The following is a 24260-nucleotide window of genomic DNA, read 5'->3' on the forward strand; positions in this document are numbered from 1 at the left end:
AGCCCGGCACTGGGCCGGGCTTTTCGCGTTCACGCGGGAGCTTACTTGGCCGCAGCGCTGGCGGCAGGTGCCACGCGCGGGGTGCGCTTGCCTTTCAGCTGGTAGCAGATCCACATCGCCGCCACCCAGAACGGAATGGCGTAGACCGAGACCTTGATGCCGTCCATCTGCAGCATGATGCCGAGGATGAAGACCACGAAGGCCAGGCACAGGAAGTTGCCATAGGGGTACCAGAGTGCCTTGAACAGCGGGGTCTGCTGGGTACGGTCCATGTGTTGACGGAACTTGAAGTGCGAGAAGCTGATCATTGCCCAGTTGATCACCAGGGTCGCAACCACCAGCGACATCAGCAGCTCCAGGGCGCTGTGCGGCATCAGGTAGTTGAGCAGCACGGCCACCACGGTGACCGCAGCCGAGGCCAGGATCGAACGCACCGGCACGCCGCGCTTGTCGATCTTCGCCAAGCCTTTAGGCGCATCACCTTGCTCGGCCATGCCATAGAGCATGCGGGCGTTGCAGTAGGTGCCGCTGTTGTACACCGACAGTGCCGCGGTCAGGACCACGAAGTTGAGGATGTGCGCGGCGGTGTTGCTGCCCAGCATCGAGAACACTTGTACGAACGGGCTGGCTGCATACGAATCACCGCCGGCAGTCAGGTTGCTGACCAGGCTGTTCCACGGGGTCAGCGACAGCAGCACGACCAGCGCACCGATGTAGAAGATCAGGATGCGGTAGATGACCTGGTTGATCGCTTTCGGGATCACGGTCTTCGGCTTGTCGGCTTCAGCTGCGGTGAAACCGAGCATTTCCAGGCCGCCGAAGGAGAACATGATCAGCGCCATGGCCATGATCAGGCCGCTGACGCCATGCGGGAAGAAGCCGCCATGCACCCACAGGTTGGTAACCGAAGCTTCCGGGCCGCCGCTGCCGCTGACCAGCATGTAGCTGCCCAGGCCGATCATGCCGACGATGGCGACTACCTTGATGATCGCGAACCAGAACTCCGCCTCGCCGAACACTTTCACGTTGGCCAGGTTGATCACATTGATGAGCAGGAAGAACGCGGCTGCCGAGACCCAGGTCGGGATCTCCGGCCACCAGTAGTGGACATACTTGCCGACAGCGGTGAGCTCCGACATCCCAACCAGGATGTACAGGATCCAGCAGTTCCAACCCGACAGGAAGCCGGCGAAGCCGCCCCAGTACTTGTGGGCGAAGTGGCTGAAGGAGCCGGCGACGGGCTCTTCGACGATCATTTCGCCGAGCTGGCGCATGATCAGGAAGGCGATGAAGCCGCAGATGGCGTAACCGAGGATCATCGACGGGCCGGCCGACTGCATCACACCGGCCGAGCCGAGGAACAGCCCGGTACCGATGGCGCCTCCCAGTGCGATCAGCTGGATGTGGCGGTTTTTCAGGCCACGCTTGAGCTCACCTGAATGCGAGTTTTGTCCACTCATGAACGGAGTCACCTGTTTGTTTTTATCTGTGACGGGATCGGACCCACCGCGCTCGTGGCGCAGCGGAATTATCAAGGTGGTTGCCTTGGGATCTTGGACCTGGGTGTTCCGGTGGGGCAAAAGCCCTTGCGAATCAGCCCGGCGTCAGCAAGGTTGCGCGGTACGCAGTTGGGTCACAGTTAAAACGCGGCGCATTGTATACCCTTGCTTTGACGCAGGGGTCAACACGTTGCGTAACTGTCTGATGACAAGACGCAGCGGTCCGGCGGGAGAAATGAAGCCTGGGGTCGTGTACGGCGTGCATGGCGCCTCCATTTGTTCTTATGTCTTGCCCTGCTCTTTGGCGGGGCTTTGCACGATGGCAATGGGCACATATCACCGCTGTACGGGCGCCGGAGCAAGCCGTTGACGTGAGCGTAAAGGCGCTTGGCGCGAGGATTGCGGCAAGGTTTTGTTACGGGCTCTGGCTTGGGAAGGAATGGGCTGGGGAATGCGCAGGAATTTGTAACGATATTTTTACAACATGGTTTGTTTTGTTTACAGGCCTTGAGCTAGAGCGCTCGGCTGCCTGTGGAATTGACCACAAGGATCGGTAGCCGCTGCCGTCAGGCTGCGCTCGCCTGCAACGCAGGCGCCGCCTTTGGGAGCCCTTACGGACTCCAGCGCAGCCTGACGGCAGCGGCTACACCTTGTGCGCACCTCAAGCGATCTTGAAGCCGGGAAGACCGTTTTCTGCTCGCCACGTCTTGACTTCATCAACCAAACTTTCTGGCGTAAGATCTGCGTCATTTACCGGGAAGTAAATCAAGTCCGAGCCTGAACGGTGTCCTGACACACGCTCAAACTCCAGTACGTCTTTAATATTTTGCGCTTCAATTTTTTGAGCCCCGTCAAAAATCTCTTGCACCAATGCTAAAAATTCAGCTTCCGTATATTCTGAAAATAACTTTTCCACCCATACTCTTCTCCGTTCGAGCGTATATCTGTGGGAGCCGGCCTTGCCGGCGATGAAGCCAACACAACGCCTACAGAAGTGCAGAGTTCAAGAAACCTTGAAGCCCGGGAGGCCATTCTGCGCCCTCCACTCCCTAACCTCGCCAACAACACTTTCAGGCGTAGGCTCACCGTCACTTTCCGGGTAGTAAATCAAATCCCGCCCTGACGGATGTTCTGCTACACGATCAAATTCCTGGACATCATCAATATGCTCCTCCTCTGACCGCTGGGCACCATTAAAAATAGCTCGCACCAGCGCAAGGAACTCCGCTTCGGTGTAGTCCGAAAAACCTTATTGGCCATACCTTATCTCCCCGAGTGAATTTGAACATGACGCTTCGGCGTAACAACCCTCAAATTATCAACATCGTAAACAGCACCACCTTTTGAAACATGAACCTTATGATGTATTTCGAACTTTTTTCTTCTCCCAACCTTTTCACGAAAAACGACTATCGGCGCCTTGCCATTTGAGAGCAGGGACAGATTCCCAAGTCTAAATTGTCCTGCTAGCACCGCATCCCCCGCAACTGATCCGCCACTTGCACCGGCACCACGGCCCCTGCTGGCCGAGCTGCCGCGTCCAGCCAACGCCCGGAAACCACCTCACCACTACCACTCGCCACACCAGGATCATCCCGACGATCCCTGAAGGCGACATAGACCGGCTTGAGCCCCGAGTCCGCCGGGAACCAGACAATGTAGTCATCGAAATCCAGGTCGACCAGTGCTGGATACGTTTCAATCTGTGGCTGAACCGGCGTAGCTACAGCCCCCGGATACACCTGAATTTCAGGATGCACCACCGGACTTGCAGTGGAACTGTCACCGGGCTGGATGATAGGGGTGCCCGAAGTACCTCAGCCTCTTGCTGTGCCTGAACTATCGCAAACTGGGTGGAGAGAGATGGTGCGCTGGTCCAGTTGCCTCAACGCTTCCGACACAAGCATTGCGGAATAGGCCGCCGCATAGGAATTCGCCCAAACGGGGTAGATGTCACGAATATCCTGAATAGGCATGACATCCAGATCCCTCATCGAAATCGTATCGATAAAGTCTTGCCGGCTCTTGACCAGTGGATCACCAGAGAAAAATTGATTGAACTCAGTTAGAAGCCGAGGAAGTGCAAGTTTCCCTTGACCCGCCAACTGCCGAACGACGTACAGCTCCCTACTGATAATTGAAGCAAGCGAAACATCAATCTCACCCGCTAACGCAGAGACTGCCACATTGATTTCGTATAGCCCTCTATACACGAACGAAGGTTAAGAGGGGACGCGTCATAGCCATGGCCTGTTGAAAGGCGCATATAGGTTTGTTTTTTGTAGGCATTGACCTCTGTCGGAGGCAAATAAATAGTACCGCTACTTCCCTGTGACATACAGTTTCTCCTTGGACTGTAGGTCGCAGATTAAATAGCCAGGTAAGTGGCTCAGCTGTACATAGTTATTGATTTACCCGTCATACAAAAAATCGAGGCAAAAAAAAGCCAACCCGAAGGTTGGCTTTCTTCTATCGCTTACCGCGGCTGAGGCGGCTTGCTGCGGCTGCTGCCCGGGCGCTTGGGCGCCGAGCGAAGCGGTTTCTTCATGTCGCTCGGGCGTTCGGCAACGGTGCTGCGGCCCTTGCGAGCCGGCGACTCTTCACGCGGCTGACGCGCTGGACGCTCGCTGGTTGCATCCTTGGCCGGACGCAGGTTGCGCACGCGCTCGCCACGACCCAACGGGGCACTCGACTTGCGCTGCATGCGCTCGAGCTTGTCCTTGGTCTTGGCCTTCATCACCGGCATCTTCACCGGGGTCAGACCCACTTCAGCGGCCAGGATATCAACCTCGCGCTGATCCATTTCACGCCAGCGACCCATCGGCAGGTCGGAGTTGAGGAACACCGGGCCGAAACGCACGCGCTTCAGACGGCTGACCACCAGCCCCTGGGATTCCCACAGGCGGCGTACTTCACGGTTGCGCCCTTCCATCACCACGCAGTGGTACCAGTGGTTGAAACCTTCACCACCCGGTGCTTCCTGGATGTCGGTGAAGCGCGCCGGACCATCTTCGAGCACCACGCCAGCCTTCAGGCGGGCGATCATGTCTTCGTCGACTTCGCCACGCACACGCACCGCGTACTCACGGTCCATTTCGGACGACGGGTGCATCAGGCGGTTGGCCAGCTCACCATCGGTGGTGAACATCAGCAAACCAGTGGTGTTGATGTCCAGACGGCCAACGTTGATCCAGCGGCCTTCTTTCGGGCGCGGCAGGCGGTCGAACACGGTCGGACGGCCTTCCGGGTCGTCACGGGTGCAGATCTCACCGTCTGGCTTGTTGTACAGGATGACCCGGCGAACGGTCTCGGCGGCTTCTTCGCGCTTGATCACGCGACCGTCAACGGAGATCGAGTCGTGCAGGTCGACACGCAGGCCAAGGGTGGCCGCCTTGCCGTTGACCTTGATACGGCCTTCGCCGATCCAGGCTTCAACGTCGCGACGCGAACCCACGCCAATGCGTGCCAGTACTTTTTGAAGTTTTTCGCCAGCCGGACGCGGCGGGCTGTCTTGCAGTTCGTGCTCACTCATCTGGGCACCTCCCGGTGTAAGTAGTGATTGAAATCGGGTTTTCTGGCGAACTAGCACCAAAAAGGTCGCGAATCATACGCCGAATGCGCGCACAACGCATCACAGACTAGTCGATATTACGCGGCTCGTCGTCTTCGATGGTCGGCTCGGGCTCGCGCAACAGGTCATCGAAATCGGTCTTGAGCCCCTCCTCCATCGAGTCCAGCTCCACCAGCAAGCTGCGGAAGCTGGTTTCCTCGGCGGGCGGCTCTGGGTCCTCGGCACTTTCGTCGGCCAGGGCCTGCAGATGCGCCGGCACCGGCGCGTCATCCAGCTCAAGCAGCGGCTCGGGCTCCATTTCACGCAATACGGCCAACGGCGGCAGGTCGTCGAGATTCTTCAGGTTGAAATGGTCGAGGAACGCCTTGGTGGTGGCGAACATCGCCGGCTTGCCCGGCACTTCGCGGTAACCCACGATGCGAATCCACTCGCGCTCCAGCAAGGTCTTGACGATGTTGGTGTTGACCGCCACGCCACGTACATCCTCGATCTCGCCACGGGTGATCGGCTGGCGATAGGCAATCAACGCCAGGGTTTCGAGCAAGGCCCGGGAATAGCGCTGTGGGCGCTCTTCCCACAGGCGGCCGACCCATGGGGCGTAGTCTTCGCGGATCTGCAGGCGATAGCCGGAGGCCACTTCCTTCAACTCGAAAGCCCGGCCCGCGCAGGACTTGCGCAGCACCTCAAGGGCCTTCTTGAACACCGCAGGCTCGGGGCGCTCGGCCTCCTCGAACAGCTCGAACAGCCGTTCCAGCGATTGCGGTTTACCCGAGGCCAGCAAAAAGGCCTCCAGCAGGGGCGCGAGGTCGCGCGGCTCGTTCAGGTTCATCGATGTGCTCAAAGGGTTACTCGGCGCGGGCCCGGACATGGATCGGCGCAAACGGCTCATTTTGCACCAATTCGACCAGCGATTCCTTGACCAGCTCAAGAATCGCCATGAAGGTCACCACCACGCCGAGCTTGCCCTCCTCGGCGGTGAACAGCTCGACGAACGGTACAAAACCACCGCCCTTGAGGCGCTCCAGCACGTCGCTCATGCGCTCGCGGGTGGACAGTGTCTCGCGGCTGATCTGGTGGCTTTCGAACAGGTCACCGCGGCGCATCACTTCAGCCATGGACAACAGCACTTCTTCCAGGCTGACCTCCGGCAACAGTTTGCGCGCCTTGGCCTGCGGTGCATCCAGGCGCGGCACGATGATCTCGCGGCCAACCCGGCTGAGGCCATCGATGCCTTCGGCGGCGGCCTTGAAGCGTTCGTATTCCTGCAAGCGGCGAATCAGCTCGGCACGCGGGTCGTCTTCTTCCTGCTCGATCTCGGCCGAACGCGGTAGCAGCATGCGCGACTTGATCTCGGCGAGCATCGCGGCCATCACCAGGTACTCGGCGGCCAACTCCAGGCGTACTTCCTTCATCAGCTCGACATAGCCCATGTACTGGCGGGTGATTTCCGCCACGGGAATGTCGAGGATGTCGACGTTCTGCTTGCGAATCAGGTACAGCAGCAGGTCAAGCGGGCCTTCGAACGCCTCCAGGAAGACTTCCAGTGCATCCGGCGGGATGTACAGGTCGACCGGCATTTCGGTGTAGGCCTGGCCATAGACCAGCACCAGCGGCAGTTCCTGCTGGGCATCGGCCTGGGGATCAACAACCGCTTCGACGGTAATGGCCTGGCTCACGCTTCAACCATGAATGGTGCAGGGTCGCCACAACCGACGCGGATCACCTCAGGCTCGTCGCCCGACAGGTTGATCACCGTGGACGCCTTGAGGTCGCCGTAGCCGCCATCGATGATCAGGTCGACCTGCTTTTCCAGCAGGCTGCGGATCTCATAGGGGTCAGTCATCGGCTCGGTTTCACCCGGCATGATCAGGCTGACGCTCATCAGCGGCTCGCCAAGCTCTTCGAGCAGGGCCAGAACAATTGGATTGGACGGTACGCGCAGGCCGATGGTGCGGCGCTTGTCGTGCAGCAACAGCCGGGGCACTTCGCGGGTAGCGTTGAGAATGAAGGTGTAAGGGCCCGGCACATGGGCCTTGAGCAGGCGGAAGGTGGCCGTGTCGATCTTGGCGAACAGGCCCATTTGCGAAAGGTCGCAGCACAACAGGGTGAAGTTGTGGTTCTTATCCAGCTGACGCAGGCGACGCACCCGTTCGACCGCGCCCTTGTCGCCGATCTGGCAACCCATGGCGTAGGCCGAATCGGTCGGATACACCACCACCCCGCCCTTGCGAATGATCTCCACGGCCTGTTTGATCAGGCGCGCCTGCGGGTTTTCCGCATGAATCTGGAAAAATTGACTCACATTCCCTTCCTGTTCAGACGGCCGCGATTGGCTGCTCATGTTTGAACCGACGCCACAGGGGCGGCAGATCCTCCGGCAGAGGTCGGTACACACCGATCTCAGACCAGGTGCCCGGGCCATGGAAGTCGCTGCCGGCACTGGCCAGCAGGCCGAATTCGCGGGTCAGGATGGACATCGTGCCCACCTGCTCGGCCGGCATCATTCCGTTGACCACTTCAAGCGCCTGCCCGCCCGCTTGAATATAGTCGGCTATCAGCCGGCGGCGCTTGCTACGGGTTAAATCATAGTGCATCGGGTGTGCCAGGCTGACCCAGGCATCGGACTGGCGCAGGGTCTCGACGGTGTCGTCCAGGGTTGGCCAATGCAGCTTCACATCACCCAGCTTGCCGGCGCCCAGCCACTTGCGGAAGGCTTCAGGGCGATCCTTGACGTAGCCGGCCTGGATCAGAAAGTCGGCAAAATGCGGGCGCGCCGGGGCGTTTTCGCTGTCGCCGAGGGTTTTCTGGATGGCCCGTGCACCTTCCAGGGTGCCTGGCATGCCCTTGGCCGCCAGTCGTCGGCTGATTTCTTCGGCGCGCAACCAGCGGCCGTCGTGCAGCGCCTTCACTGCGGCGACCAACGGTGGGGCATCCAGCGCGAAGTCGTAGCCAAGAATATGGATCGTCGCCCCCGCCCAGGTGCACGACAACTCGATCCCGCTGACCCAGCGCATACCCAGGGCCTGCGTGGCGGCATGCGCCTCGAGTTGGCCATCAAGGGTGTCGTGGTCGGTCAGGGAGAGCATCTGCACGCCCCGCTCATGGGCGCGTGCAACCAGCGCCGTAGGCGCCAGGGCGCCATCGGAGGCGGTACTGTGGCAGTGCAGATCAACATTCATAGGTGACGCTTTCGCTCTCATTGATGTTTGTTATTATGCCGCCACATCCTGCTTCTGGCTGCCACTGTGAAACAATTCATCGATTTCATCCCGCTGCTCCTGTTCTTCATCACCTACAAACTCGACCCGCGCAACGTCGAATTTGCCGGCCAGTCCTTCAGCTTTGGCGGTATCTACAGCGCTACGGCGATGCTGATCGTCAGTTCGCTGGTGGTCTACGGCGCGCTGCTCATTCGTCAGCGCCGCCTGGAAAAAGGCCAATGGCTGACCCTGGTGGCCTGCCTGGTGTTTGGCGGCCTGACCCTGGCCTTCCACAGCGAAACCTTCCTCAAGTGGAAGGCGCCGGTGGTCAACTGGCTGTTCGCCCTGGCCTTCATCGGCAGCCACTTCATTGGCGACCGCGTGCTGATCAAGCGCATCATGGGCCATGCCTTGAGCCTGCCGGACGCCGTGTGGACCCGCCTGAACATCGCCTGGGTCGGCTTCTTCCTGTTCTGTGGCGCGGCCAACCTGTTCGTTGCATTCACCTTCCAGGACTTCTGGGTCGACTTCAAGGTGTTCGGCAGCCTGGGCATGACCGTGCTGTTCCTGGTCGCCCAGGGCGTCTACCTGTCGCGCCACATGCATGACAACGACCCTACTACGCCAAAAACCGAGGACTGACATGCTCTACGCAATCATCGCTACCGACGTTGCCAATTCCCTGGAAGCTCGCCTGGCTGCACGCCCGGCGCATCTGGAGCGCCTGCAACAGCTCAAGGCCGAAGGCCGCGTGGTGCTGGCCGGCCCGCACCCGGCCATCGACAGCAACGATCCGGGCGCAGCCGGCTTCAGCGGTAGCCTGATCGTCGCCGAGTTCGACTCGCTGAGCGCTGCCCAGGCCTGGGCTGACGCCGATCCGTACATTGCCGCTGGCGTGTACGCCAACGTCATCGTCAAGCCGTTCAAGCAAGTCCTGCCGTAATTGCAGGGGCGCGGCGGCACTTGCCGTTGCGCCCTTCGCCGCTTTAAATCCCCCGCATTGCTCATCATTCCCGTTTCGCTGCCGACAACATCCTGAACACTCGTTTGGAATCAGGAGTTCCGATGCGTCAAGGTCCGTTGTCCATGCTACTGCTGTGCCTGTTGCTGATGACCCCGCTGGCCCGGGCCGAAGACCCTGCGGCGAGTACGCCGCTGTCGCTGAGCGCCGGCGCCCAGATCACCGACTTGCAGCAGCGTCTGAAAGAAAGCGAACAGCAGCGCGAAACGCTTAGCCAGCAACTGCACAATGCCGATAGCGAGCGCGAAAGTGCCCAGCTGACGCGCCTGCGCCAGGAAAACCAGCGCCTCAAGCTGCAGCTCAAGGAAGCCCAGGCCAGCGGCCTGCCGCGCCTGCTGACCGATCAGCAGCAATGGTTCCTGATTGGCGGGGCAGTTGCCCTGTTGGCCGCAGTCTGCGGTATCTTAGCCGGTGGCACCTTCAGAAGGCGGCGCCAATGGCTAAATTGAGTGAGACATGAGCGAGCTGTTACTGATTGATGATGACCAGGAGCTGTGCGAGCTGCTGAGCAGTTGGCTAAGCCAGGAAGGTTTTCAGGTGCGTGCCTGCCATGACGGCCAGAGCGCGCGCCGCGCCTTGGCCGAAAGCGCCCCGGCAGCCGTGGTGCTGGACGTGATGCTGCCTGACGGCAGCGGCCTGGAGTTGCTCAAACAGTTGCGCAGCGAGCACGCCGAACTGCCGGTGGTGATGCTCTCGGCCCGTGGCGAGCCGCTGGACCGCATTCTCGGGCTTGAGCTGGGCGCCGATGACTACCTGGCCAAACCTTGTGACCCGCGTGAACTGACGGCGCGTTTGCGTGCGGTGTTGCGCCGTAGCCACCCGGTGGCGGCGCCGACCCAGGTGGAAGTGGGCGACTTGAGTTTCAGCCTGGCGCGCGGCGTGGTCGAGATCGACGAGCGCGAACTGACCCTGACCTTGTCCGAAAGCAAGATCCTCGAGGCACTGCTGCGCCAGCCCGGTGAACCGCTGGACAAGCAGGAGCTGGCGCAGATCGCCCTGGGCCGCAAGCTGACCCTGTATGACCGCAGCCTGGACATGCACGTCAGCAACCTGCGCAAGAAGATCGGCCCGCACCCTGATGGCCGCCCACGCATCGTCGCCCTGCGCAGCCGGGGCTACTACTACAGCCTCTGAGCAACCCCCTCCCCTCTGGAGAGGCTCGCACAGGATTCATCCCTGGCAGCAGAGCCTCTGTCAGTTTCCTCGACAGTCGTCTTTACCCAAGCTTTACCCTTGCCTGACTGCCCTTGACCTTGATCTCCCTAAACTGGGCTCATCCGGTAACGACCGGCCCCTGAAAGGAGAGACACCATGCGCAAGACCCTTATCGCCCTGATGTTCGCTGCTGCCCTGCCAACTGTTGCCATGGCCATGCCTGAAGGCGGCGGCCCACAATTTGGCGGCATGCACCATCGCGGCGACGCGCCTTTCGCCCAGTTGGACCTGAGCCGTGAACAACGCCAGCAAATCGGCAAGCTAATGGGCGAGCAGATGAAGGCCCGCCAGGAAATCACCGAACGCTACATGGCCAAGCTGCCGGCAGCTGACCAGAAAGCCATGAAAGACGAAATCAAGGCCAAGCATGATAAGGCCCAGGCCGATATCCGCGCCCTGCTCAAGCCAGACCAGCAGAAGCAGTTCGACGAAATGGCCAAGAAACGCGAAGAGCGCCGTGCCGAATGGGCCGAGTTCAAAGCCTGGAAAGCTGAAAAAGCCACCAAGGCCCAGTAAGCTGTCCGTCTCCCGCCCGGCCTGCCCCAGCAGGCCGGGCTTTCCTGTTTGGAGGTAAATGCCCTTGCGTTCATTGTTCTGGCGCATCCTGGCCAGCTTCTGGCTGGCCATCGCCCTGGTCGCCGGCCTGTCGATCCTGCTCGGGCACATGCTTAACCAGGATGCCTGGATCCTCAGCCGTCACCCCGGCCTCAACACCCTGGCCAAGAACTGGACGCAACGCTACGAACAGCAAGGCCCCGACGCGGCCCAGCATTACCTGGAAATCCGCAAGCGGCGCTACAACATCGACGTCCAGGTGCTCAACGAAAGCGGCGATGCCGTGGTGCCGGGCACCTTCCCGCGTCGCGCGGCGGCTTTTGAAGCACGTCGGCACAACGATGACCGGCAGTTGCCATGGCGGCGCCTGACCGAGGAGTACACCAGCCCCGAGACCAGCGAAACCTACCTGCTGATCTACCGCATCCCGCACCCGGAACTGGCCGCCTGGCACCGTGAAAGCCTGCTCTGGCCCTTGAGTGCGCTGGGCATTGCGCTGGTGGTGCTGACCCTGTTCAGCCTGCTGGTGACGCTGTCGATCACCCGCCCGCTGAGTCGCCTGCGCGGCGCGGTGCATGACCTGGGGCAGACCAGTTACCAACAGAACAGCCTGGCCAGGCTGGCGAATCGGCGTGATGAGTTCGGGGTGCTGGCCAACGACTTCAACCGTATGGGCGCGCGCCTGCAGAGCCTGATTGGCAGCCAGCGCCAACTGCTGCGCGATGTGTCCCATGAATTGCGTTCGCCATTGGCGCGGCTGCGCATTGCCCTGGCCCTGGCCGAGCGGGCCGAACCGGAGCAACGCGAGACCTACTGGCCGCGCCTGACCCGTGAGTGCGACCGCCTTGAGGCATTGATCAGCGAGATTCTCGAGCTAGCACGGGTCGATGCCGAGCACGCACATGCTGAACCGGTGGACCTCAATGCGCTGCTCAGCGGCGTTTGCAAGGACGCCACGCTCAGTGCGCCTGAGCAGGAAATTCGTCTACAGGACGAGCCAGGGCTGAATTTGCAGGGCTGGCCGACGCTGTTGGAGCGGGCCGTGGACAATCTGGTGCGCAACGCCGTGCGCTTCAATCCGGCGGGGCAGCCAATAGAGGTAACGGCGGCCCTGGAGGAAGGGCGGATCATGCTCAAGGTGCGCGACCATGGGCCGGGAGTGGCGCCGGAACACCTGGCGCAGCTGGGTGAGCCGTTCTTCCGGGCCCCGGGGCAAAGTGCGCCAGGGCATGGCCTGGGGCTGGCAATTGCACGCAAGGCAGCGGAGCGCCATGGCGGCAGCCTGACGCTGGAGAATCATGCGCAAGGCGGGTTTGTGGCGAGCCTGGAGTTGCCACTGACCGGGACGATTGCCCCTTAGTATTCTTAGGCCCTATCGCCGGCAAGGCCGGCTCCCACAATGTCCGGCTTGCCACACAACTTGTGGGAGCCGGCCTTGCCGGCGATGAGGCCAGCCGGGTTCAACCCCAAGCGCTGACAAACCCCTCGGTCGCCAGCACCGGCGCCTCGCGCGGATCGTTCAACGGCGTACCCACGTAAAGGAAGCCAATCACCTCCTCCCCGGCCACCAGCCCCAGCCCCTTGGCCACCGACGGGGCATACGACAACTCACCGGTGCGCCACACCGCACCAATACCCTGCGCGTACGCAGCGAGCAGAATGCCGTGCGCGGCGCAGCCGGCGGCAATCTTCTGCTCCCACTTGGGTACCTTGAAGTGGTCCTGCAGGCGGGCGATCACCACGATCAGCAAGGGTGCGCGCAACGGCATGGCCTGCGCTTTCTCCAACGCAGCCGGGGTAGCATCACCCTTGGCTCGCACCGCCTCGGCCAACAACTCTCCGAGCTTGTCACGGGCCGCACCCTCGATGGTCAGGAAGCGCCAAGGCCGCAGCAGGCCATGGTCCGGCGCGCGCGATGCGGCCTGAAACAGCGCTTCGCGCTGTGCGGCATTCGGTGCCGGTTCTACCAGGCGTGGAACGGAAACACGGTTGAGCAACGCGTCGAGAGCCTCCATCGGCTACCCCCTGTCGATAAATGTGCGGCTATTCTAGCGTTTACATAGCAGGACCCATAGGTAGAATGGCGCCCTTCCGATTCAAGTCAGAGCAGATCACATGGCGTTGCCGACCTTAAGGATCATCGGTTTCATTATCGGCATCTTCCTGATTACCCTGGCGATCAGCATGCTCGTGCCGATGATCACCCTGATCATCTACGACCGTACGGGCGACATGCCGTCGTTCCTCTGGGCCAGCCTGATCACCTTCATCGCTGGCCTCGCCCTGGTCATCCCCGGCCGCCCCGAACACGTGCACCTGCGCCCGCGCGACATGTACCTGCTGACTGTCAGCAGTTGGCTGGTGGTGTGCATCTTTGCCGCTCTGCCGTTCCTGCTCACCCAGCACATCAGCTACACCGACGCCTTTTTTGAAAGCATGTCCGGCATTACCGCCACAGGCGCCACGGTGCTCAGCGGCCTGGACAGCATGTCCCCGGGTATTTTGATCTGGCGTTCACTGCTGCACTGGCTCGGCGGTATCGGCTTCATCGGCATGGCGGTGGCGATCCTGCCGCTGCTGCGCATCGGTGGCATGCGCCTGTTCCAGACCGAATCTTCCGACCGTTCGGAAAAGGTCATGCCGCGCTCGCACATGGTCGCCAAGTCCATTGTCGGCGTGTACGTCGGCATAACTGCATTGGGCTGGCTGGCCTTCTGGTGGGCAGGGATGAGCGTATTCGATGCGATCAACCACGCCATGTCGGCGATTTCCACCGGTGGTTTCTCCACCTCCGACCAGTCCCTGGCCAAGTGGCACCAGCCCGCCGTGCACTGGGTGGCGGTGGTGGTGATGATCCTCGGTAGCCTGCCATTTGCCTTGTATGTGGCAACGGTCCGCGGCCATCGCCGGGCACTGTTCAAGGATCAGCAGGTCCAGGGCCTGCTCGGTTTGCTGGTGGTGACCTGGCTGGTCCTGGGCACCTGGTACTGGGCCACCACCGACCTGCACTGGCTGGACGCCCTGCGCCACGTCGCGCTGAACGTCACCTCGGTGGTCACCACCACCGGCTTCGCCCTGGGCGACTACAGCCTGTGGGGCAACTTCTCGCTGATGCTGTTCTTCTACCTGGGCTTCATTGGCGGCTGCTCGGGCTCCACGGCAGGCGGGATCAAGATCTTCCGCTTCCAGGTGGCCTACATCCTGCTCAAGGCCAACTTGAACCAGTTGATCCACCCGCGCGCGGTGATCAAGCAGAAGTACAACGGTCATCGCCTTGACGAAGAAATCGTGCGTTCGATCCTGACCTTCTCGTTCTTCTTCGCCATCACCATCTGCGTGATCGCCCTGCTGCTGTCGCTGATCGGCGTCGACTGGATGACCGCACTGACCGGCGCCGCCAGTACCGTTTCCGGCGTGGGCCCAGGCCTCGGCGAGACCATCGGCCCGGCCGGCAACTTTGCCAGCCTGCCGGATGCGGCGAAGTGGATCCTCTCCGGCGGCATGCTGCTGGGCCGCCTGGAGATCATTACCGTGCTGGTTCTATGTATGCCGGCGTTCTGGCGCCACTGAAGCCCGGCGCCGCCGCGACGGCGTCGCGTGCTGGCGCGCTCATGCGCGCCCGGTACTCGCCCGGGGTGACATCGAACCAGCGCCGAAAAGCCCGGAAGAAGTTGCTCGGGTCGGCAAACCCCAGCAGGTAGGCGGTTTCCAGCAGCGTCATGTTCGGTTGCGCCAGGTACTGCTCGGCCAGTTCGCGGCGGGTGTCGTCGAGCAGGGTCTGGAAGCTCGTGCCCTCCTCCTGCAAGCGCCGCTGCAAGGTGCGCTGCGACAGGTGCAGGGCCTGGGCGATGGTTTCGCGCTTCGGTTCGCCCTGGGGCAGCACCCGGCACAGCACCTGCCGCGCCCGATGGGTGACCCGGCTTTCGGAGAAACGCGCGAGATATTCCCCGGCAAATCGATCATGCAACAGCGCCATGGCCTCGTTGGCCGTCGGCAGCGGCGCGTCCATGTCCGCGCGCTCCAGCACCAGCGCGTCGTGTACGGCGCCAAACTCCAGCGGGGCATGGAAGGCTACCCGGTACGGCTCGGTGTCAGCCGGCTGCGGCCCCTGGATCAGCACCCGGCGTGGCTGGATGACCCGCCCGCTCAACCAACTGCACAAGGCCAGCGCACAGGCCAGCGAGGCCTCGGCACTGTGCCGGGTTGGCGGCAGGTGATCACCATTGACGGTAAGAATCAGCGAATAGCCCTCGGCGCTCAGGCGAAAACTCAGGTCCGAGCTTTCGGCGATGATCCGTTGATAACGCACCAGGCGCTCGAACCCTTCAGCCAGGGTGCGGCTGGACATCAAGGCATAGCCCACCACATGAAACGACGCCGGGCGCACCACACGGGCCATGTTCAGGCCGATAGCGCGGTTGCCCGAGAGTTCCTCGGCACGTAGCCAGAGGCGGGTCATCGAGTCCTGGGTAAAGCGTGCATCGGGGTCATCCAGCGCGGCGAAATCCAGTCCGAGCTGCTGGAACAGGGCACGGCAGTCGAGCCCTTCCAGTTCAAGTGCCTTGACGATGCCCGAAGCCCAGCTTGCTGAAGTGGTTCTTTCGCTCATGGCTGGCTTCTTTTGGGTAGTACCGCTCCTGCGGTGAACGCAAAGGATACTAAAGTGGCGCTTATTGTCACTGGCTGATACTGATACCCAACTCTAGACTGAGTTCAGGCTCCACGCCGTACGTGTTTGTCGCCTTCATCCCAAAACCCCAATAAAAAAGGGAGCAATGCAGTGAACAGCCCCCAGCAATTCAACAGTTTTGCCGAGTTCTATCCTTACTATCTGGGTGAGCACAGCGACCCGACCTGTCGTCGCTTGCACTTCGTCGGCACCAGCCTGGTCATCGCCCTGGTCGCCTATACCGTTGCCAGCGCCAGCTGGGGGTTGCTGCTGGCACTGCCGTTCGCCGGCTACGGGTTTGCCTGGGCGGGGCACTTCTTTTTCGAGAAGAATCGCCCGGCTACCTTCAAGCACCCGCTCTATAGCCTGATCGGCGATTTCGCCATGTACCGCGACATGCTGCGCGGCAAGGTGGCGTTCTAGGCCGTTTCGCTCATCTTTTCTGTTTCAGCCTGGCTCTGCGCGGCACGTGCCTGCGCATCGGCCAGGCGGAACAGTTCGATATGCCCGTCCCAGTGCTCGATCAACGCGGTGCAGGACTCCACCCAATCGCCACAGTTCAGGTAGTCGATCTCGCCGACCTTGCGGATTTCGGCGTGATGGATATGCCCGCAGACCACGCCATGGAAACCCTGCTTGACGCATTCGTGGGCGATGGCCTGCTCGAAGTCGCTGATGAAGTTCACCGCCGACTTGACCTTGTGCTTGAGGTACGCCGACAGCGACCAGTAGCCGTAACCATAGCGGGCCCGCCAGTGGTTGAGCCAGCGGTTGAGGGTCAGGGTGAACTCGTAGGCCGAGTCGCCGAGGAAGGCCAGCCAGCGGTGGTAACGGGTGATCACGTCGAACTGGTCGCCGTGGATCACCAGCAGTCGCCGGCCATCGGCGGTCAGGTGCTCGGCCTGGTCGACCAGCTGGATATTGCCGAGCACCAGTTTCGAATAGCGGCGCAGGAATTCATCGTGGTTGCCGGTGACGTAGATCACCTCGGTGCCGCGCTTGCTCATGGTCAGCAGGCGGCGGATGACATTGGTGTGGGCTTGCGGCCAGTACATGCCGCCACGCAGCTTCCAGCCGTCGATGATGTCGCCGACCAGGTAGATACGGTCTGCCTGGTAGCCCTTGAGGAACTGCGACAGGTGCTCGGCCTGGCAATCGCGGGTGCCCAGGTGGACGTCGGAAATCCACAGCGTGCGCACACGCTGCTTGCGCGAGGGTTTGACAAGCTCGGCATGGGTCATGGGCAGGCTCCAGGAGGCTTTGTGCGAGCTTGCCTGCGAGGGGTGAACTGAAAGTGACAAGCGCATGGCGGGTTTGTGACATCGGGATGGGCGGTGCGCGTGCGGCCCTCTTCGCCGGCAAGGCCGGCACCTACGGTGACCGGCGCGATGTACACTTGCCGCCTGCCCCGTGAGGACCCCAGCATGAGTGCCGGCTCGATACTCTCCCTGCGCCATTACCGCGATGACCTGATCGCCCACAGCCACGACCACCCGCAACTGGTGTTCGGCCTGCGCGGGCGCCTGGATTTCGAGCTCGATGGCCGTGGCCAGCGGGTCGACCGTCAAGGCCTGATGATTGTCCCTGCAGGTGCCCACCACACCTGTGGCAGCGCCGCCGGCAGCCATTGCCTGGTGCTGGATGTACCGTCCGGCCCCTGGGTTGCAGAGCACCTCGGCGGCCATGCCTCTGACTGCCAGCGTTTGCTTGAACGCCCCGGCCCGCTGCAATTGGGCCCGCGTCAGCAGCAACTGATCGACTGGCTGGCGAGCAGCGAAGTGGCCGACCCGCTGATCGCCCAGCAAGGCGCGGTATTGCTGCTGGCCAGCCTCAATACTGCCAACGCGGCAGTGCTGGAGCCCAAGCGCCTGCCCTATGCCGCCTTCGATGCGCATATCGAGCAGTTCGCCGCCTACCCGCTGCAGGTCGCCGACCTTGCGCGGCTGGCCGGGTTATCCAGTGCGCGGCTGCACAGCCGGTTCATCGCCGAATGCGCGCAAACACCCATGGACTATATTCGTGAGCGGCGCCTGCAACGTGGCAGGCAGTTGCTGCAAAGCACTCATCTGCCGATCGGCGAGGTGGCCAGCCGGGTCGGCTACAGCTCGCAGAGCGCGTTTGCCGCCGCCATGCTCAAGGCGTTTGGTCGCAGCCCCGGTGCACTGCGGCGCGAGGCTGGCGACAACTGATGCCAGTTGCGCGACAGACAGGCCTGGGCATGGCCTCTTACACTGGTTGCGGCCGCTTCGCGACCGATCGCCGGCAAGGCCGGCTCCCACAGGTGGGTGACCACCGCCCACTGTGGGAGCCGGCCTTGCCGGCGATGAGGCCCCACTGGCACCACAAGGACCCCCATGAACCACCGCACCGCCCTCGGCGCCCTGCATATCGGCGCGCTGTTCTTCGGCCTGACCGGCGTTTTTGGCAAGCTTGCCCAGGCCTCCCCCGCCATCATCGTGTTCGGCCGCGCGGCCTTTGCGGTACTCGCCCTGGCCGTCTTCACCGGCCTTGCACGCCATAGCTGGCAGCGCCTGCAGGCCCAGGACTGGCGCCGCCTCGCCTTGGGCGGGGTGCTGCTGGCCGGGCACTGGGTGAGCTTTTTCATCGCGGTCAAAGTCGCCGGGGTAGCCATCGCTACCCTGGGTTTTGCCAGCTTCCCGGCCTTCACCGTGATCCTCGAAGGGCTGCTGTTCCGCGAGCGTATCCGCAGCAACGAAATCGTCCTGGTGCTGCTGGTGAGCATCGGCCTGGTGCTGGTCACCCCGGACTTCGACCTGGCCAGCCAGGCCACCGGCGGCCTGCTCTGGGCGCTGCTGTCCGGGCTGCTGTTCTCGCTGCTGTCACTGACCAACCGCGCCGGCTCCGGACGCATCCCCGCCGTGCAGGCCGCACTTTGGCAAAACGCCGTGGTTGCGCTGTGCCTGCTGCCGTTCGCAGGCCCCGCGCTGGGCGAGGTTCGCGCCATGGACTGGCTGTGGATCGGCCTGCTCGGGGTGTTCTGCACCGGTGTGGCGCACAGCCTGTTCGTCGCCAGCCTGGCGGTGATCAAGGCGCGTACGGCCGCCGTGGTATTCGCCCTGGAGCCGGTCTACGGCATCGCCGTGGCCTGGATGATCTTCGCCGAGCAACCCACCCTGCGCATGCTGCTGGGCGGCATGCTGATCATCTTCGCCATCGTCATCTCCAGCCGCATGGGCGCCAGCCAGCCACCGCGCAAGGCGGCCACGGCCGAGGGCTGCTGAATCAGGGGCGGTCGTTGTGGCCCAAGTCACGCTGCGGGTCGATCTGGTCACGCACCCGCTGCTTGAGCACCTTGGCCTCGGGGAAGCCGCCGTCCGCCTTGCGCTCCCAGATCTGCACGCCATCGCAGGTAATGCGGAAGGTACCGCCGCTGGCCGGTTCCAGCGCGACCTGGGCAAGGTCGTCGCTGAACGTGCTGAGCAGCTCCTGGGCCAGCCAGGCCGCGCGCAGCAGCCATTGGCACTGGGTGCAGTAGGTAATGACGATGTGCGGTTTCGGCGAACTCATTCGCTTACAGTCTCCAGAAAGGTAGGCGCGCTTATACTAGCGGTCTTTAGCCTTTGCTCCGAGTGCCACGATGCATCGCCTGCTGTTGTGCCTGCTGCTGTCCTTCACATCGTTTTCCCTCCTCGCCGCCGAAGCCGCCCGGCCCAAGGTCGGCCTTGTGCTGTCCGGTGGCGCGGCCCGTGGCCTGGCGCATATTGGCGTGCTCAAGGCGCTGGAGGAACAGGGCATCAAGATCGACGCCATCGCCGGCACCAGCATGGGTGCGGTGATCGGCGGCCTGTATGCCTCCGGCTACAAGGTCGAGGAGTTGGAGAAGCTCGCCCTGGCCATCGATTGGCAACAGGCCTTGTCCGACGCGCCACCACGCAAGGACGTGCCGTTCCGGCGCAAGCAGGATGACCGGGATTTCCTGGTCAAGCAGCAGCTGAGCTTTCGCGATGACGGCAGCCTCGGCCTGCCGCTGGGCGTGATCCAGGGGCAGAACCTGGCGCTGCTGCTGGAAAGCCTGCTCGCCCACACCAGTGACACCCGCGACTTCGACAAGCTGCCGATCCCCTTCCGCGCCGTCGCCACCGACATCGCCAGTGGTGAAAAGGTGGTGTTCAAGCGCGGCCACCTGCCCCAGGTGATCCGCGCCAGCATGTCGATCCCGGCCGTGTTCGCCCCGGTCGAGCTGGATGGGCGACTGCTGGTGGATGGCGGCATGGTCGACAACATCCCCGTGGATATCGTGCGCGAGATGGGCGTCGATGTGGCCATCGTGGTCGATATCGGCACGCCGCTGCGCAATCGCAAGCAACTGGTATCGGTGGTCGATGTGCTCAACCAGTCGATCACCCTGATGACCCGACGCAACTCAGAAGAACAGCTGGCCACCCTGCGCCGCGACGACATCCTGATCGAGCCGCCGTTGGCGAGCTTTGGCGTCACCGACTTTGGTCGCGCCACCGAGATGATCGAGGCAGGCTACCGCGCCACTGAAGTACTGGCCGCGCGCATGGCCTCGCTGCGTCAGCCCGACAGTACCAGCAGCGACCTTGATGTGGCCCGCTCCCCCGGGCAGCGCACCCCGGTGATTACCGCCATCAAGGTGGAGAACGACTCCAAGGTCAGCGATGACGTGATCCGCTACTACATCCGCCAGCCCATCGGCGAGCCGCTCGAACTGGACCGCCTGCAGACCGACATGGGCACCCTGTATGGCCTGGATTACTTCGACCGGGTGCAATACCGCGTGGTGCACAAGGGCGAGGACAACATCCTGGTGATCAACGCCCGCGGCCGAAGCGGCGGTACCGACTACCTGCGCCTGGGGCTGAACCTCTCGGACGACATGCGCGGCGACAGCGCCTTCAACCTCGGCGCCAGCTACCGGGTCAACGGCATCAACCGCCTGGGCGCCGAATGGCTGACCCGCGCACAGATTGGTGATGAGCAGGAACTGTACAGCGAGTTCTACCAACCGCTGGACGTCGGTTCGCGCTACTTTGTCGCGCCATTCCTGGCACTCGGCTCGCAGAACGTCGAGGCCACCCTGGACAACGACCCGGTTGCCGAATACCGCCTGGAACGCTACGGCTTCGGCCTCAACGTCGGCCGCCAGATCGGCACCAGCGGCGAAGTGCGCCTTGGCGTCGGCCAGGCCTGGGGCAAGGCGCAGGTGCGCATTGGCGAACAGGACCTGCCGGACCTGAGCTTCAACGAAGGCTTCTACGAGCTGAAATATTCCTTCGACACCATGGACAACGTGTACTTCCCGCACAGCGGCGAAGACATCAACCTGAGCCTGCGCCAGTTCGAGCCGGACATCGGTTCGGACGAGCGCTACCGCCAATGGGAATTCAAACTGGACAAGGCGCTGAGCAGCGGGCCGGACACCTGGGTCTTCGGCGGCCGCTACGGGCGTACGCTGGATGATGCCGAGGTGGTCACCTCAAGCTTTGTAATGGGCGGTGCGCGGGAGTTGTCGGGCTTCCGCCAGAACTCGATTTCCGGGCAGAACATCAGCCTGCTGCGCATGGTCTACTACCGCCGGCTGACCCCGCGCGCCTACCTGCCGCTGGACTTCCCGCTGTACCTGGGCGGCTCGCTGGAGCGCGGCCGCGCCTGGAACAACGACAATGAATTCGACAGTGGCTATATCAACGCGGCGAGTATTTTCCTGGGCTTCGATACACCGCTGGGGCCGCTGAATTTCAGCTATGGGGTGAATACCGAAGACCAGAAAGCGGTGTACCTGAACCTTGGGCACACCTTCTGAAGGGAATCAGGACTTTTCCAGGTTGGCGAGGATTCGCGCATGTACGCGCATGCAGGTGCGCATGTCTTCCTCGTCGACCCCGACGAACAGCTCGGCACGCAAGGCATTGGCGATGGTTTCGATCTGGTCGATCAACGGCTTGGCCGGGGGGCACAGCAGGATTTTCTTGGCCCGGCGGTCTTCCAGCACCGCCTGGCGGCGCACCAGGCCCTGGGATTCCAGGCTGTCGAGCAAACGCGCCAGGGTCGGCCCTTCGACGCCAACACTCTGCGCCAGTTCGCGCTGGGTCGGTGCTTCATCGAAGCGGGCCAGGTGCAGCAGCACCAGCCAGCGTGCCTGGGACAGGTTCAGCCCGGCCAGACGGCGGTCCAGCTCGGCGCGCCAGCCACGGGACATCTGGGCCAACTGCATCCCGAAGCGGTGTTGATCGGTCAACGGCATAGGTAACTCATCAAGGATCTAATTGTTAGTCAGCTAATCATGACCCCACGCCTTAGGCAAGGCTCATGCCCCAGGCGGGAGTCGCGTAATTGTTATAAATGATGGCAGCGCTGCGTTTTACATCTCGAATTCGGCTGCCAGGGCCGCGCGTACGCAGTACAGCACACCTTCCGGCACCCGCCCGCCGAACTGTTCGGCAATGGCCGAAACCGGTGGCAGCTCGCCTTCGCCGTCGAGGAAGGCGTCCTGGATTTCGCCCATCAGCTCCTCTGGCAGGTCCAGCGCCTGGTCCAGGGCCAGTTGCTGGCGACCGATGGCCTCGGCCAGCAGGCTGTAGACGTTCTTTTCGCTGCAGTTGAGCTGCCCGGCGATCTGCACCGGAGTCATCCCGGCGCGAGCCAGGGTGATCAGCTCGTGACGCAGGTCGGTCACCAGCGCTTCGGCTTTCGCCTCGCCGCCGAGCACTTCGAGGAATGCCTGGCCGTAGCGCTCCAGCTTGCGCGCACCGACGCCGCTGACCCGCGCCATGTCGCTGAGGCTGCTTGGCTGGCTGCGTAGCATCTCCAGCAGGGTCGAGTCCGGGAAGATGACGTAAGGCGGTACACCGTGTTCTTCGGCCAGCTTGCGGCGTAGGGCGCGCAGGGCTTCCCACTGTTCGCGCTCTTCGCCACGCACCAGTTGGCTGGCAGGGCTGCCAGAGCTGCTGCCCTTGCTGCTGGTTTGTGGCTTGAGGTCGCGGCGCAGCTCCAGCGTGACTTCACCGCGCAGCAACGGCCGGCAGGTGTCGGACAGGCGCAGGCCGCCATAGCCTTCCAGGTCGATATCAGCCAGGCCACGGGCGACCAGTTGGCGGAACAGCGAGCGCCACTCCGCTTCCGCGCGGCTTTTGCCGACGCCGTACACGGCCAGCTTCTCGTGGCCGAAATTGCGAATTTTCTCGTTGTCCTTGCCCAGCAGGACGTCGACCAGATGGCCGACACCATAGCGCTGGCCGGTGCGGTACACCGCCGACAGCGCCTGTCGCGCAGGTTCGGTAGCGTCCCAGGTCTGCACGCCATCGACGCAGTTGTCGCAATGCCCGCAGGGCTGGGGCAGCTCTTCGTCGAAATAGTTGAGCAGGATCTGCCGGCGGCAGCGGGTTTCTTCGCACAGCGACAGCATGGCATCGAGCTTGTGCTGCTCGATGCGCTTGTGGCGCTCGTCGCCTTCGGAGTTCTGCAGCATCTGCTTGAGCATCACCATGTCTTGCAGGCCGTAAGCCATCCAGGCATCCGACGGCAGGCCATCACGGCCGGCCCGGCCGGTTTCCTGGTAGTAGGCTTCAAGCGACTTGGGCAGGTCGAGGTGGGCGACGAAACGCACGTTGGGCTTGTCGATGCCCATGCCGAAGGCGATGGTCGCGACCATGATCAGGCCTTCCTCGTTGAGGAAGCGGCGCTGGTTGGAAGCACGGGTCTCGGCCGGCAGCCCGGCGTGGTACGGCAGCGCCGGGTAGCCTTGTTCACAGAGGAAGGCCGCGACATCGTCGACCTTCTTGCGCGACAGGCAATAGACGATGCCGGCGTTGCCGCGACGCTCGGTGAGGAAGGCCAGCAACTGCTTGCGCGGCTGTTCCTTGGGCACGATGCGGTAAAAGATGTTCGGGCGGTCGAAGCTGGAAAGAAAGCGTTCGGCGTTCTGCAGGTGCAGGCGCGTGACGATCTCTTCGCGGGTACGCATGTCCGCCGTGGCGGTCAGGGCGATGCGCGGCACATTCGGGAACAGTTCAGCCAGTTGGCCCAGTTGCAGGTATTCCGGACGGAAGTCGTGGCCCCATTGCGATACACAGTGCGCTTCGTCGATGGCGAACAGGGAGATGTCCAGCTCGCGCAGAAAGTCCAGCATGCGCGGCTGCACCAGGCGTTCTGGCGCCAGGTAGAGCAGCTTCAGCTCGCCACGGCGGATGCGCCCGGCCAGTTCCCGTTGCTGCTCGGCGCTCAGGGTCGAGTTCAGCGACGCGGCGGCCACGCCCAGTTCGTCGAGGGTCGCGACCTGGTCTTCCATCAAGGCGATCAACGGCGAGACGACCACCGCCAAGCCCTCGCGCAGCAGCGCCGGGACCTGGAAACACAGCGACTTGCCGCCGCCGGTGGGCATCAGGACCAGCGCATCGCCGCCCTTGGCCACGCGTTCGATGATCGCCCCCTGGCGACCCCGGAAGCTGTCGTAGCCGAAGATGTCCTTGAGGACGCGCTGAGCCTGTTCGAGCATAAAAACTCCATAAATCGCAGAACCATCCTGGCCACAGGCTGGATGAAAAGC

Annotated in this window: 24 protein-coding genes and 3 pseudogenes; 11 read left to right on the forward strand and 16 right to left on the reverse strand. The window is 62.6% G+C overall.

The window, feature by feature from the left end:
- Nucleotides 1-41: 41 nt before the first annotated feature.
- The 10 genes and pseudogenes from M5G11_RS08670 to M5G11_RS08715 form a co-directional block, all read right to left on the reverse strand.
- Entirely contained in the window at nucleotides 42-1460 is a 1419-nt protein-coding gene (locus M5G11_RS08670) for an amino acid permease (RefSeq protein ID WP_273908939.1), read from the reverse strand.
- Nucleotides 1461-2160: 700 nt separating this feature from the next.
- Nucleotides 2161-2415: a bacteriocin immunity protein gene (locus M5G11_RS08675; RefSeq protein ID WP_273908938.1), complete on the reverse strand. Its 255-nt coding sequence runs from the start codon at nucleotides 2413-2415 to the stop codon at nucleotides 2161-2163.
- 87 nt (nucleotides 2416-2502) lie between these two features.
- Nucleotides 2503-2730: pseudogene (locus M5G11_RS08680) on the reverse strand (bacteriocin immunity protein); the annotation flags it as partial.
- Between the two features lie 32 nt (nucleotides 2731-2762).
- A pseudogene (locus tag M5G11_RS27550) lies at nucleotides 2763-3298 on the reverse strand (S-type pyocin domain-containing protein).
- 18 nt (nucleotides 3299-3316) lie between these two features.
- The gene (locus M5G11_RS08690; protein WP_273908937.1) at nucleotides 3317-3685 is read right to left on the reverse strand and encodes a hypothetical protein; all 369 of its coding nucleotides are present in this window, start codon (nucleotides 3683-3685) and stop codon (nucleotides 3317-3319) included.
- Nucleotides 3686-3975: 290 nt separating this feature from the next.
- Nucleotides 3976-5031 (reverse strand): 23S rRNA pseudouridine(2605) synthase RluB, encoded by a 1056-nt coding sequence (gene rluB / locus M5G11_RS08695; RefSeq protein WP_273908936.1) that lies wholly within the window; start codon nucleotides 5029-5031, stop codon nucleotides 3976-3978.
- Nucleotides 5032-5155: 124 nt separating this feature from the next.
- Nucleotides 5156-5899 (reverse strand): annotated as a pseudogene (scpB, locus tag M5G11_RS08700) (SMC-Scp complex subunit ScpB); the annotation flags it as partial.
- 16 nt (nucleotides 5900-5915) lie between these two features.
- Nucleotides 5916-6614: a segregation and condensation protein A gene (locus M5G11_RS08705; RefSeq protein WP_273909030.1), complete on the reverse strand. Its 699-nt coding sequence runs from the start codon at nucleotides 6612-6614 to the stop codon at nucleotides 5916-5918.
- A 128-nt stretch (nucleotides 6615-6742) separates the two neighbouring features.
- The gene (locus M5G11_RS08710; RefSeq protein ID WP_273908934.1) at nucleotides 6743-7372 is read right to left on the reverse strand and encodes an L-threonylcarbamoyladenylate synthase; all 630 of its coding nucleotides are present in this window, start codon (nucleotides 7370-7372) and stop codon (nucleotides 6743-6745) included.
- A gap of 13 nt (nucleotides 7373-7385) precedes the next feature.
- The gene (locus M5G11_RS08715; RefSeq protein WP_273908933.1) at nucleotides 7386-8249 is read right to left on the reverse strand and encodes a PHP domain-containing protein; all 864 of its coding nucleotides are present in this window, start codon (nucleotides 8247-8249) and stop codon (nucleotides 7386-7388) included.
- Nucleotides 8250-8315: 66 nt separating this feature from the next.
- On the opposite strand from M5G11_RS08715, the gene M5G11_RS08720 reads away from it, so the two are divergent.
- From M5G11_RS08720 to M5G11_RS08745, 6 genes are all read left to right on the forward strand, one after another.
- Nucleotides 8316-8912, forward strand: a complete 597-nt coding sequence (locus tag M5G11_RS08720; RefSeq protein ID WP_273908932.1) for a septation protein A — start codon at nucleotides 8316-8318, stop codon at nucleotides 8910-8912.
- Nucleotide 8913: 1 nt separating this feature from the next.
- Nucleotides 8914-9213, forward strand: a complete 300-nt coding sequence (locus tag M5G11_RS08725) for a YciI family protein (protein WP_273908931.1) — start codon at nucleotides 8914-8916, stop codon at nucleotides 9211-9213.
- Nucleotides 9214-9335: 122 nt separating this feature from the next.
- Entirely contained in the window at nucleotides 9336-9740 is a 405-nt protein-coding gene (locus tag M5G11_RS08730; RefSeq protein ID WP_273908930.1) for an SH3 domain-containing protein, read from the forward strand.
- 7 nt (nucleotides 9741-9747) lie between these two features.
- Nucleotides 9748-10425, forward strand: a complete 678-nt coding sequence (locus M5G11_RS08735; RefSeq protein WP_273908929.1) for a response regulator transcription factor — start codon at nucleotides 9748-9750, stop codon at nucleotides 10423-10425.
- Between the two features lie 177 nt (nucleotides 10426-10602).
- Nucleotides 10603-11022 (forward strand): Spy/CpxP family protein refolding chaperone, encoded by a 420-nt coding sequence (locus M5G11_RS08740; protein ID WP_273908928.1) that lies wholly within the window; start codon nucleotides 10603-10605, stop codon nucleotides 11020-11022.
- Nucleotides 11023-11080: 58 nt separating this feature from the next.
- Nucleotides 11081-12421 (forward strand): sensor histidine kinase, encoded by a 1341-nt coding sequence (locus tag M5G11_RS08745; protein ID WP_273908927.1) that lies wholly within the window; start codon nucleotides 11081-11083, stop codon nucleotides 12419-12421.
- Between the two features lie 100 nt (nucleotides 12422-12521).
- On the opposite strand, the gene M5G11_RS08750 is transcribed toward M5G11_RS08745, so the two are convergent.
- Complete coding sequence (locus M5G11_RS08750; RefSeq protein ID WP_273908926.1) at nucleotides 12522-13076, reverse strand: nitroreductase family protein; 555 nt, start codon at nucleotides 13074-13076, stop codon at nucleotides 12522-12524.
- A 100-nt stretch (nucleotides 13077-13176) separates the two neighbouring features.
- On the opposite strand from M5G11_RS08750, the gene M5G11_RS08755 reads away from it, so the two are divergent.
- Entirely contained in the window at nucleotides 13177-14631 is a 1455-nt protein-coding gene (locus tag M5G11_RS08755) for a TrkH family potassium uptake protein (protein ID WP_273908925.1), read from the forward strand.
- Here M5G11_RS08755 and M5G11_RS08760 read toward each other — a convergent pair.
- Complete coding sequence (locus M5G11_RS08760; RefSeq protein WP_273908924.1) at nucleotides 14588-15670, reverse strand: AraC family transcriptional regulator; 1083 nt, start codon at nucleotides 15668-15670, stop codon at nucleotides 14588-14590. The two genes, M5G11_RS08755 and M5G11_RS08760, sit on opposite strands and share 44 nt — an antisense overlap.
- A 171-nt stretch (nucleotides 15671-15841) precedes the next feature.
- Between M5G11_RS08760 and M5G11_RS08765 the strand changes: the two genes are divergently transcribed.
- Entirely contained in the window at nucleotides 15842-16153 is a 312-nt protein-coding gene (locus M5G11_RS08765) for an Mpo1-like protein (RefSeq protein ID WP_273908923.1), read from the forward strand.
- Here M5G11_RS08765 and M5G11_RS08770 read toward each other — a convergent pair.
- A complete protein-coding gene (locus M5G11_RS08770) occupies nucleotides 16150-16971 on the reverse strand; it encodes a UDP-2,3-diacylglucosamine diphosphatase (RefSeq protein WP_273908922.1) in 822 nt (273 codons plus the stop codon). The two genes, M5G11_RS08765 and M5G11_RS08770, sit on opposite strands and share 4 nt — an antisense overlap.
- Before the next feature lie 183 nt (nucleotides 16972-17154).
- On the opposite strand from M5G11_RS08770, the gene M5G11_RS08775 reads away from it, so the two are divergent.
- Nucleotides 17155-17919, forward strand: a complete 765-nt coding sequence (locus M5G11_RS08775; protein ID WP_273908921.1) for a helix-turn-helix transcriptional regulator — start codon at nucleotides 17155-17157, stop codon at nucleotides 17917-17919.
- A 165-nt stretch (nucleotides 17920-18084) separates the two neighbouring features.
- Complete coding sequence (locus M5G11_RS08780; protein WP_273908920.1) at nucleotides 18085-18972, forward strand: DMT family transporter; 888 nt, start codon at nucleotides 18085-18087, stop codon at nucleotides 18970-18972.
- Between the two features lies 1 nt (nucleotide 18973).
- Here the strand turns inward: M5G11_RS08780 and M5G11_RS08785 are convergent, their stop codons facing one another.
- Entirely contained in the window at nucleotides 18974-19258 is a 285-nt protein-coding gene (locus M5G11_RS08785; RefSeq protein WP_273908919.1) for an Rdx family protein, read from the reverse strand.
- Nucleotides 19259-19328: 70 nt separating this feature from the next.
- On the opposite strand from M5G11_RS08785, the gene M5G11_RS08790 reads away from it, so the two are divergent.
- Entirely contained in the window at nucleotides 19329-21518 is a 2190-nt protein-coding gene (locus M5G11_RS08790; protein WP_273908918.1) for a patatin-like phospholipase family protein, read from the forward strand.
- A gap of 6 nt (nucleotides 21519-21524) precedes the next feature.
- On the opposite strand, the gene M5G11_RS08795 is transcribed toward M5G11_RS08790, so the two are convergent.
- Together M5G11_RS08795 and recQ are read right to left on the reverse strand one after the other, a co-directional pair.
- Entirely contained in the window at nucleotides 21525-21959 is a 435-nt protein-coding gene (locus M5G11_RS08795) for a MarR family transcriptional regulator (protein WP_273908917.1), read from the reverse strand.
- Nucleotides 21960-22076: 117 nt separating this feature from the next.
- Nucleotides 22077-24209 carry a DNA helicase RecQ gene (recQ, locus tag M5G11_RS08800; protein WP_273908916.1) on the reverse strand — a complete coding sequence of 711 codons (2133 nt, stop codon included), beginning with the start codon at nucleotides 24207-24209 and terminating at the stop codon, nucleotides 22077-22079.
- Nucleotides 24210-24260: the final 51 nt, after the last annotated feature.

It is taken from the genome of Pseudomonas fontis, from assembly GCF_028656955.1.
GTDB classification, from domain to species: domain Bacteria; phylum Pseudomonadota; class Gammaproteobacteria; order Pseudomonadales; family Pseudomonadaceae; genus Aquipseudomonas; species Aquipseudomonas fontis.

Bases quoted from the DNA above. Each gene is read 5' to 3' on its own strand.
- M5G11_RS08785 (WP_273908919.1), bottom strand. From the start codon at position 19,258: ATGAGTTCGCCGAAACCGCACATCGTCATTACCTACTGCACCCAGTGC.
- M5G11_RS08780 (WP_273908920.1), top strand. From the start codon at position 18,085: ATGAACCACCGCACCGCCCTCGGCGCCCTGCATATCGGCGCGCTGTTC.
- M5G11_RS08735 (WP_273908929.1), top strand. From the start codon at position 9,748: ATGAGCGAGCTGTTACTGATTGATGATGACCAGGAGCTGTGCGAGCTG.
- recQ (WP_273908916.1), bottom strand. From the start codon at position 24,209: ATGCTCGAACAGGCTCAGCGCGTCCTCAAGGACATCTTCGGCTACGAC.
- M5G11_RS08750 (WP_273908926.1), bottom strand. From the start codon at position 13,076: ATGGAGGCTCTCGACGCGTTGCTCAACCGTGTTTCCGTTCCACGCCTG.
- M5G11_RS08715 (WP_273908933.1), bottom strand. From the start codon at position 8,249: ATGAATGTTGATCTGCACTGCCACAGTACCGCCTCCGATGGCGCCCTG.
- M5G11_RS08755 (WP_273908925.1), top strand. From the start codon at position 13,177: ATGGCGTTGCCGACCTTAAGGATCATCGGTTTCATTATCGGCATCTTC.
- M5G11_RS08730 (WP_273908930.1), top strand. From the start codon at position 9,336: ATGCGTCAAGGTCCGTTGTCCATGCTACTGCTGTGCCTGTTGCTGATG.
- M5G11_RS08670 (WP_273908939.1), bottom strand. From the start codon at position 1,460: ATGAGTGGACAAAACTCGCATTCAGGTGAGCTCAAGCGTGGCCTGAAA.
- rluB (WP_273908936.1), bottom strand. From the start codon at position 5,031: ATGAGTGAGCACGAACTGCAAGACAGCCCGCCGCGTCCGGCTGGCGAA.
- M5G11_RS08790 (WP_273908918.1), top strand. From the start codon at position 19,329: ATGCATCGCCTGCTGTTGTGCCTGCTGCTGTCCTTCACATCGTTTTCC.
- M5G11_RS08795 (WP_273908917.1), bottom strand. From the start codon at position 21,959: ATGCCGTTGACCGATCAACACCGCTTCGGGATGCAGTTGGCCCAGATG.
- M5G11_RS08745 (WP_273908927.1), top strand. From the start codon at position 11,081: ATGCCCTTGCGTTCATTGTTCTGGCGCATCCTGGCCAGCTTCTGGCTG.
- M5G11_RS08725 (WP_273908931.1), top strand. From the start codon at position 8,914: ATGCTCTACGCAATCATCGCTACCGACGTTGCCAATTCCCTGGAAGCT.
- M5G11_RS08740 (WP_273908928.1), top strand. From the start codon at position 10,603: ATGCGCAAGACCCTTATCGCCCTGATGTTCGCTGCTGCCCTGCCAACT.
- M5G11_RS08775 (WP_273908921.1), top strand. From the start codon at position 17,155: ATGAGTGCCGGCTCGATACTCTCCCTGCGCCATTACCGCGATGACCTG.
- M5G11_RS08760 (WP_273908924.1), bottom strand. From the start codon at position 15,670: ATGAGCGAAAGAACCACTTCAGCAAGCTGGGCTTCGGGCATCGTCAAG.
- M5G11_RS08770 (WP_273908922.1), bottom strand. From the start codon at position 16,971: ATGACCCATGCCGAGCTTGTCAAACCCTCGCGCAAGCAGCGTGTGCGC.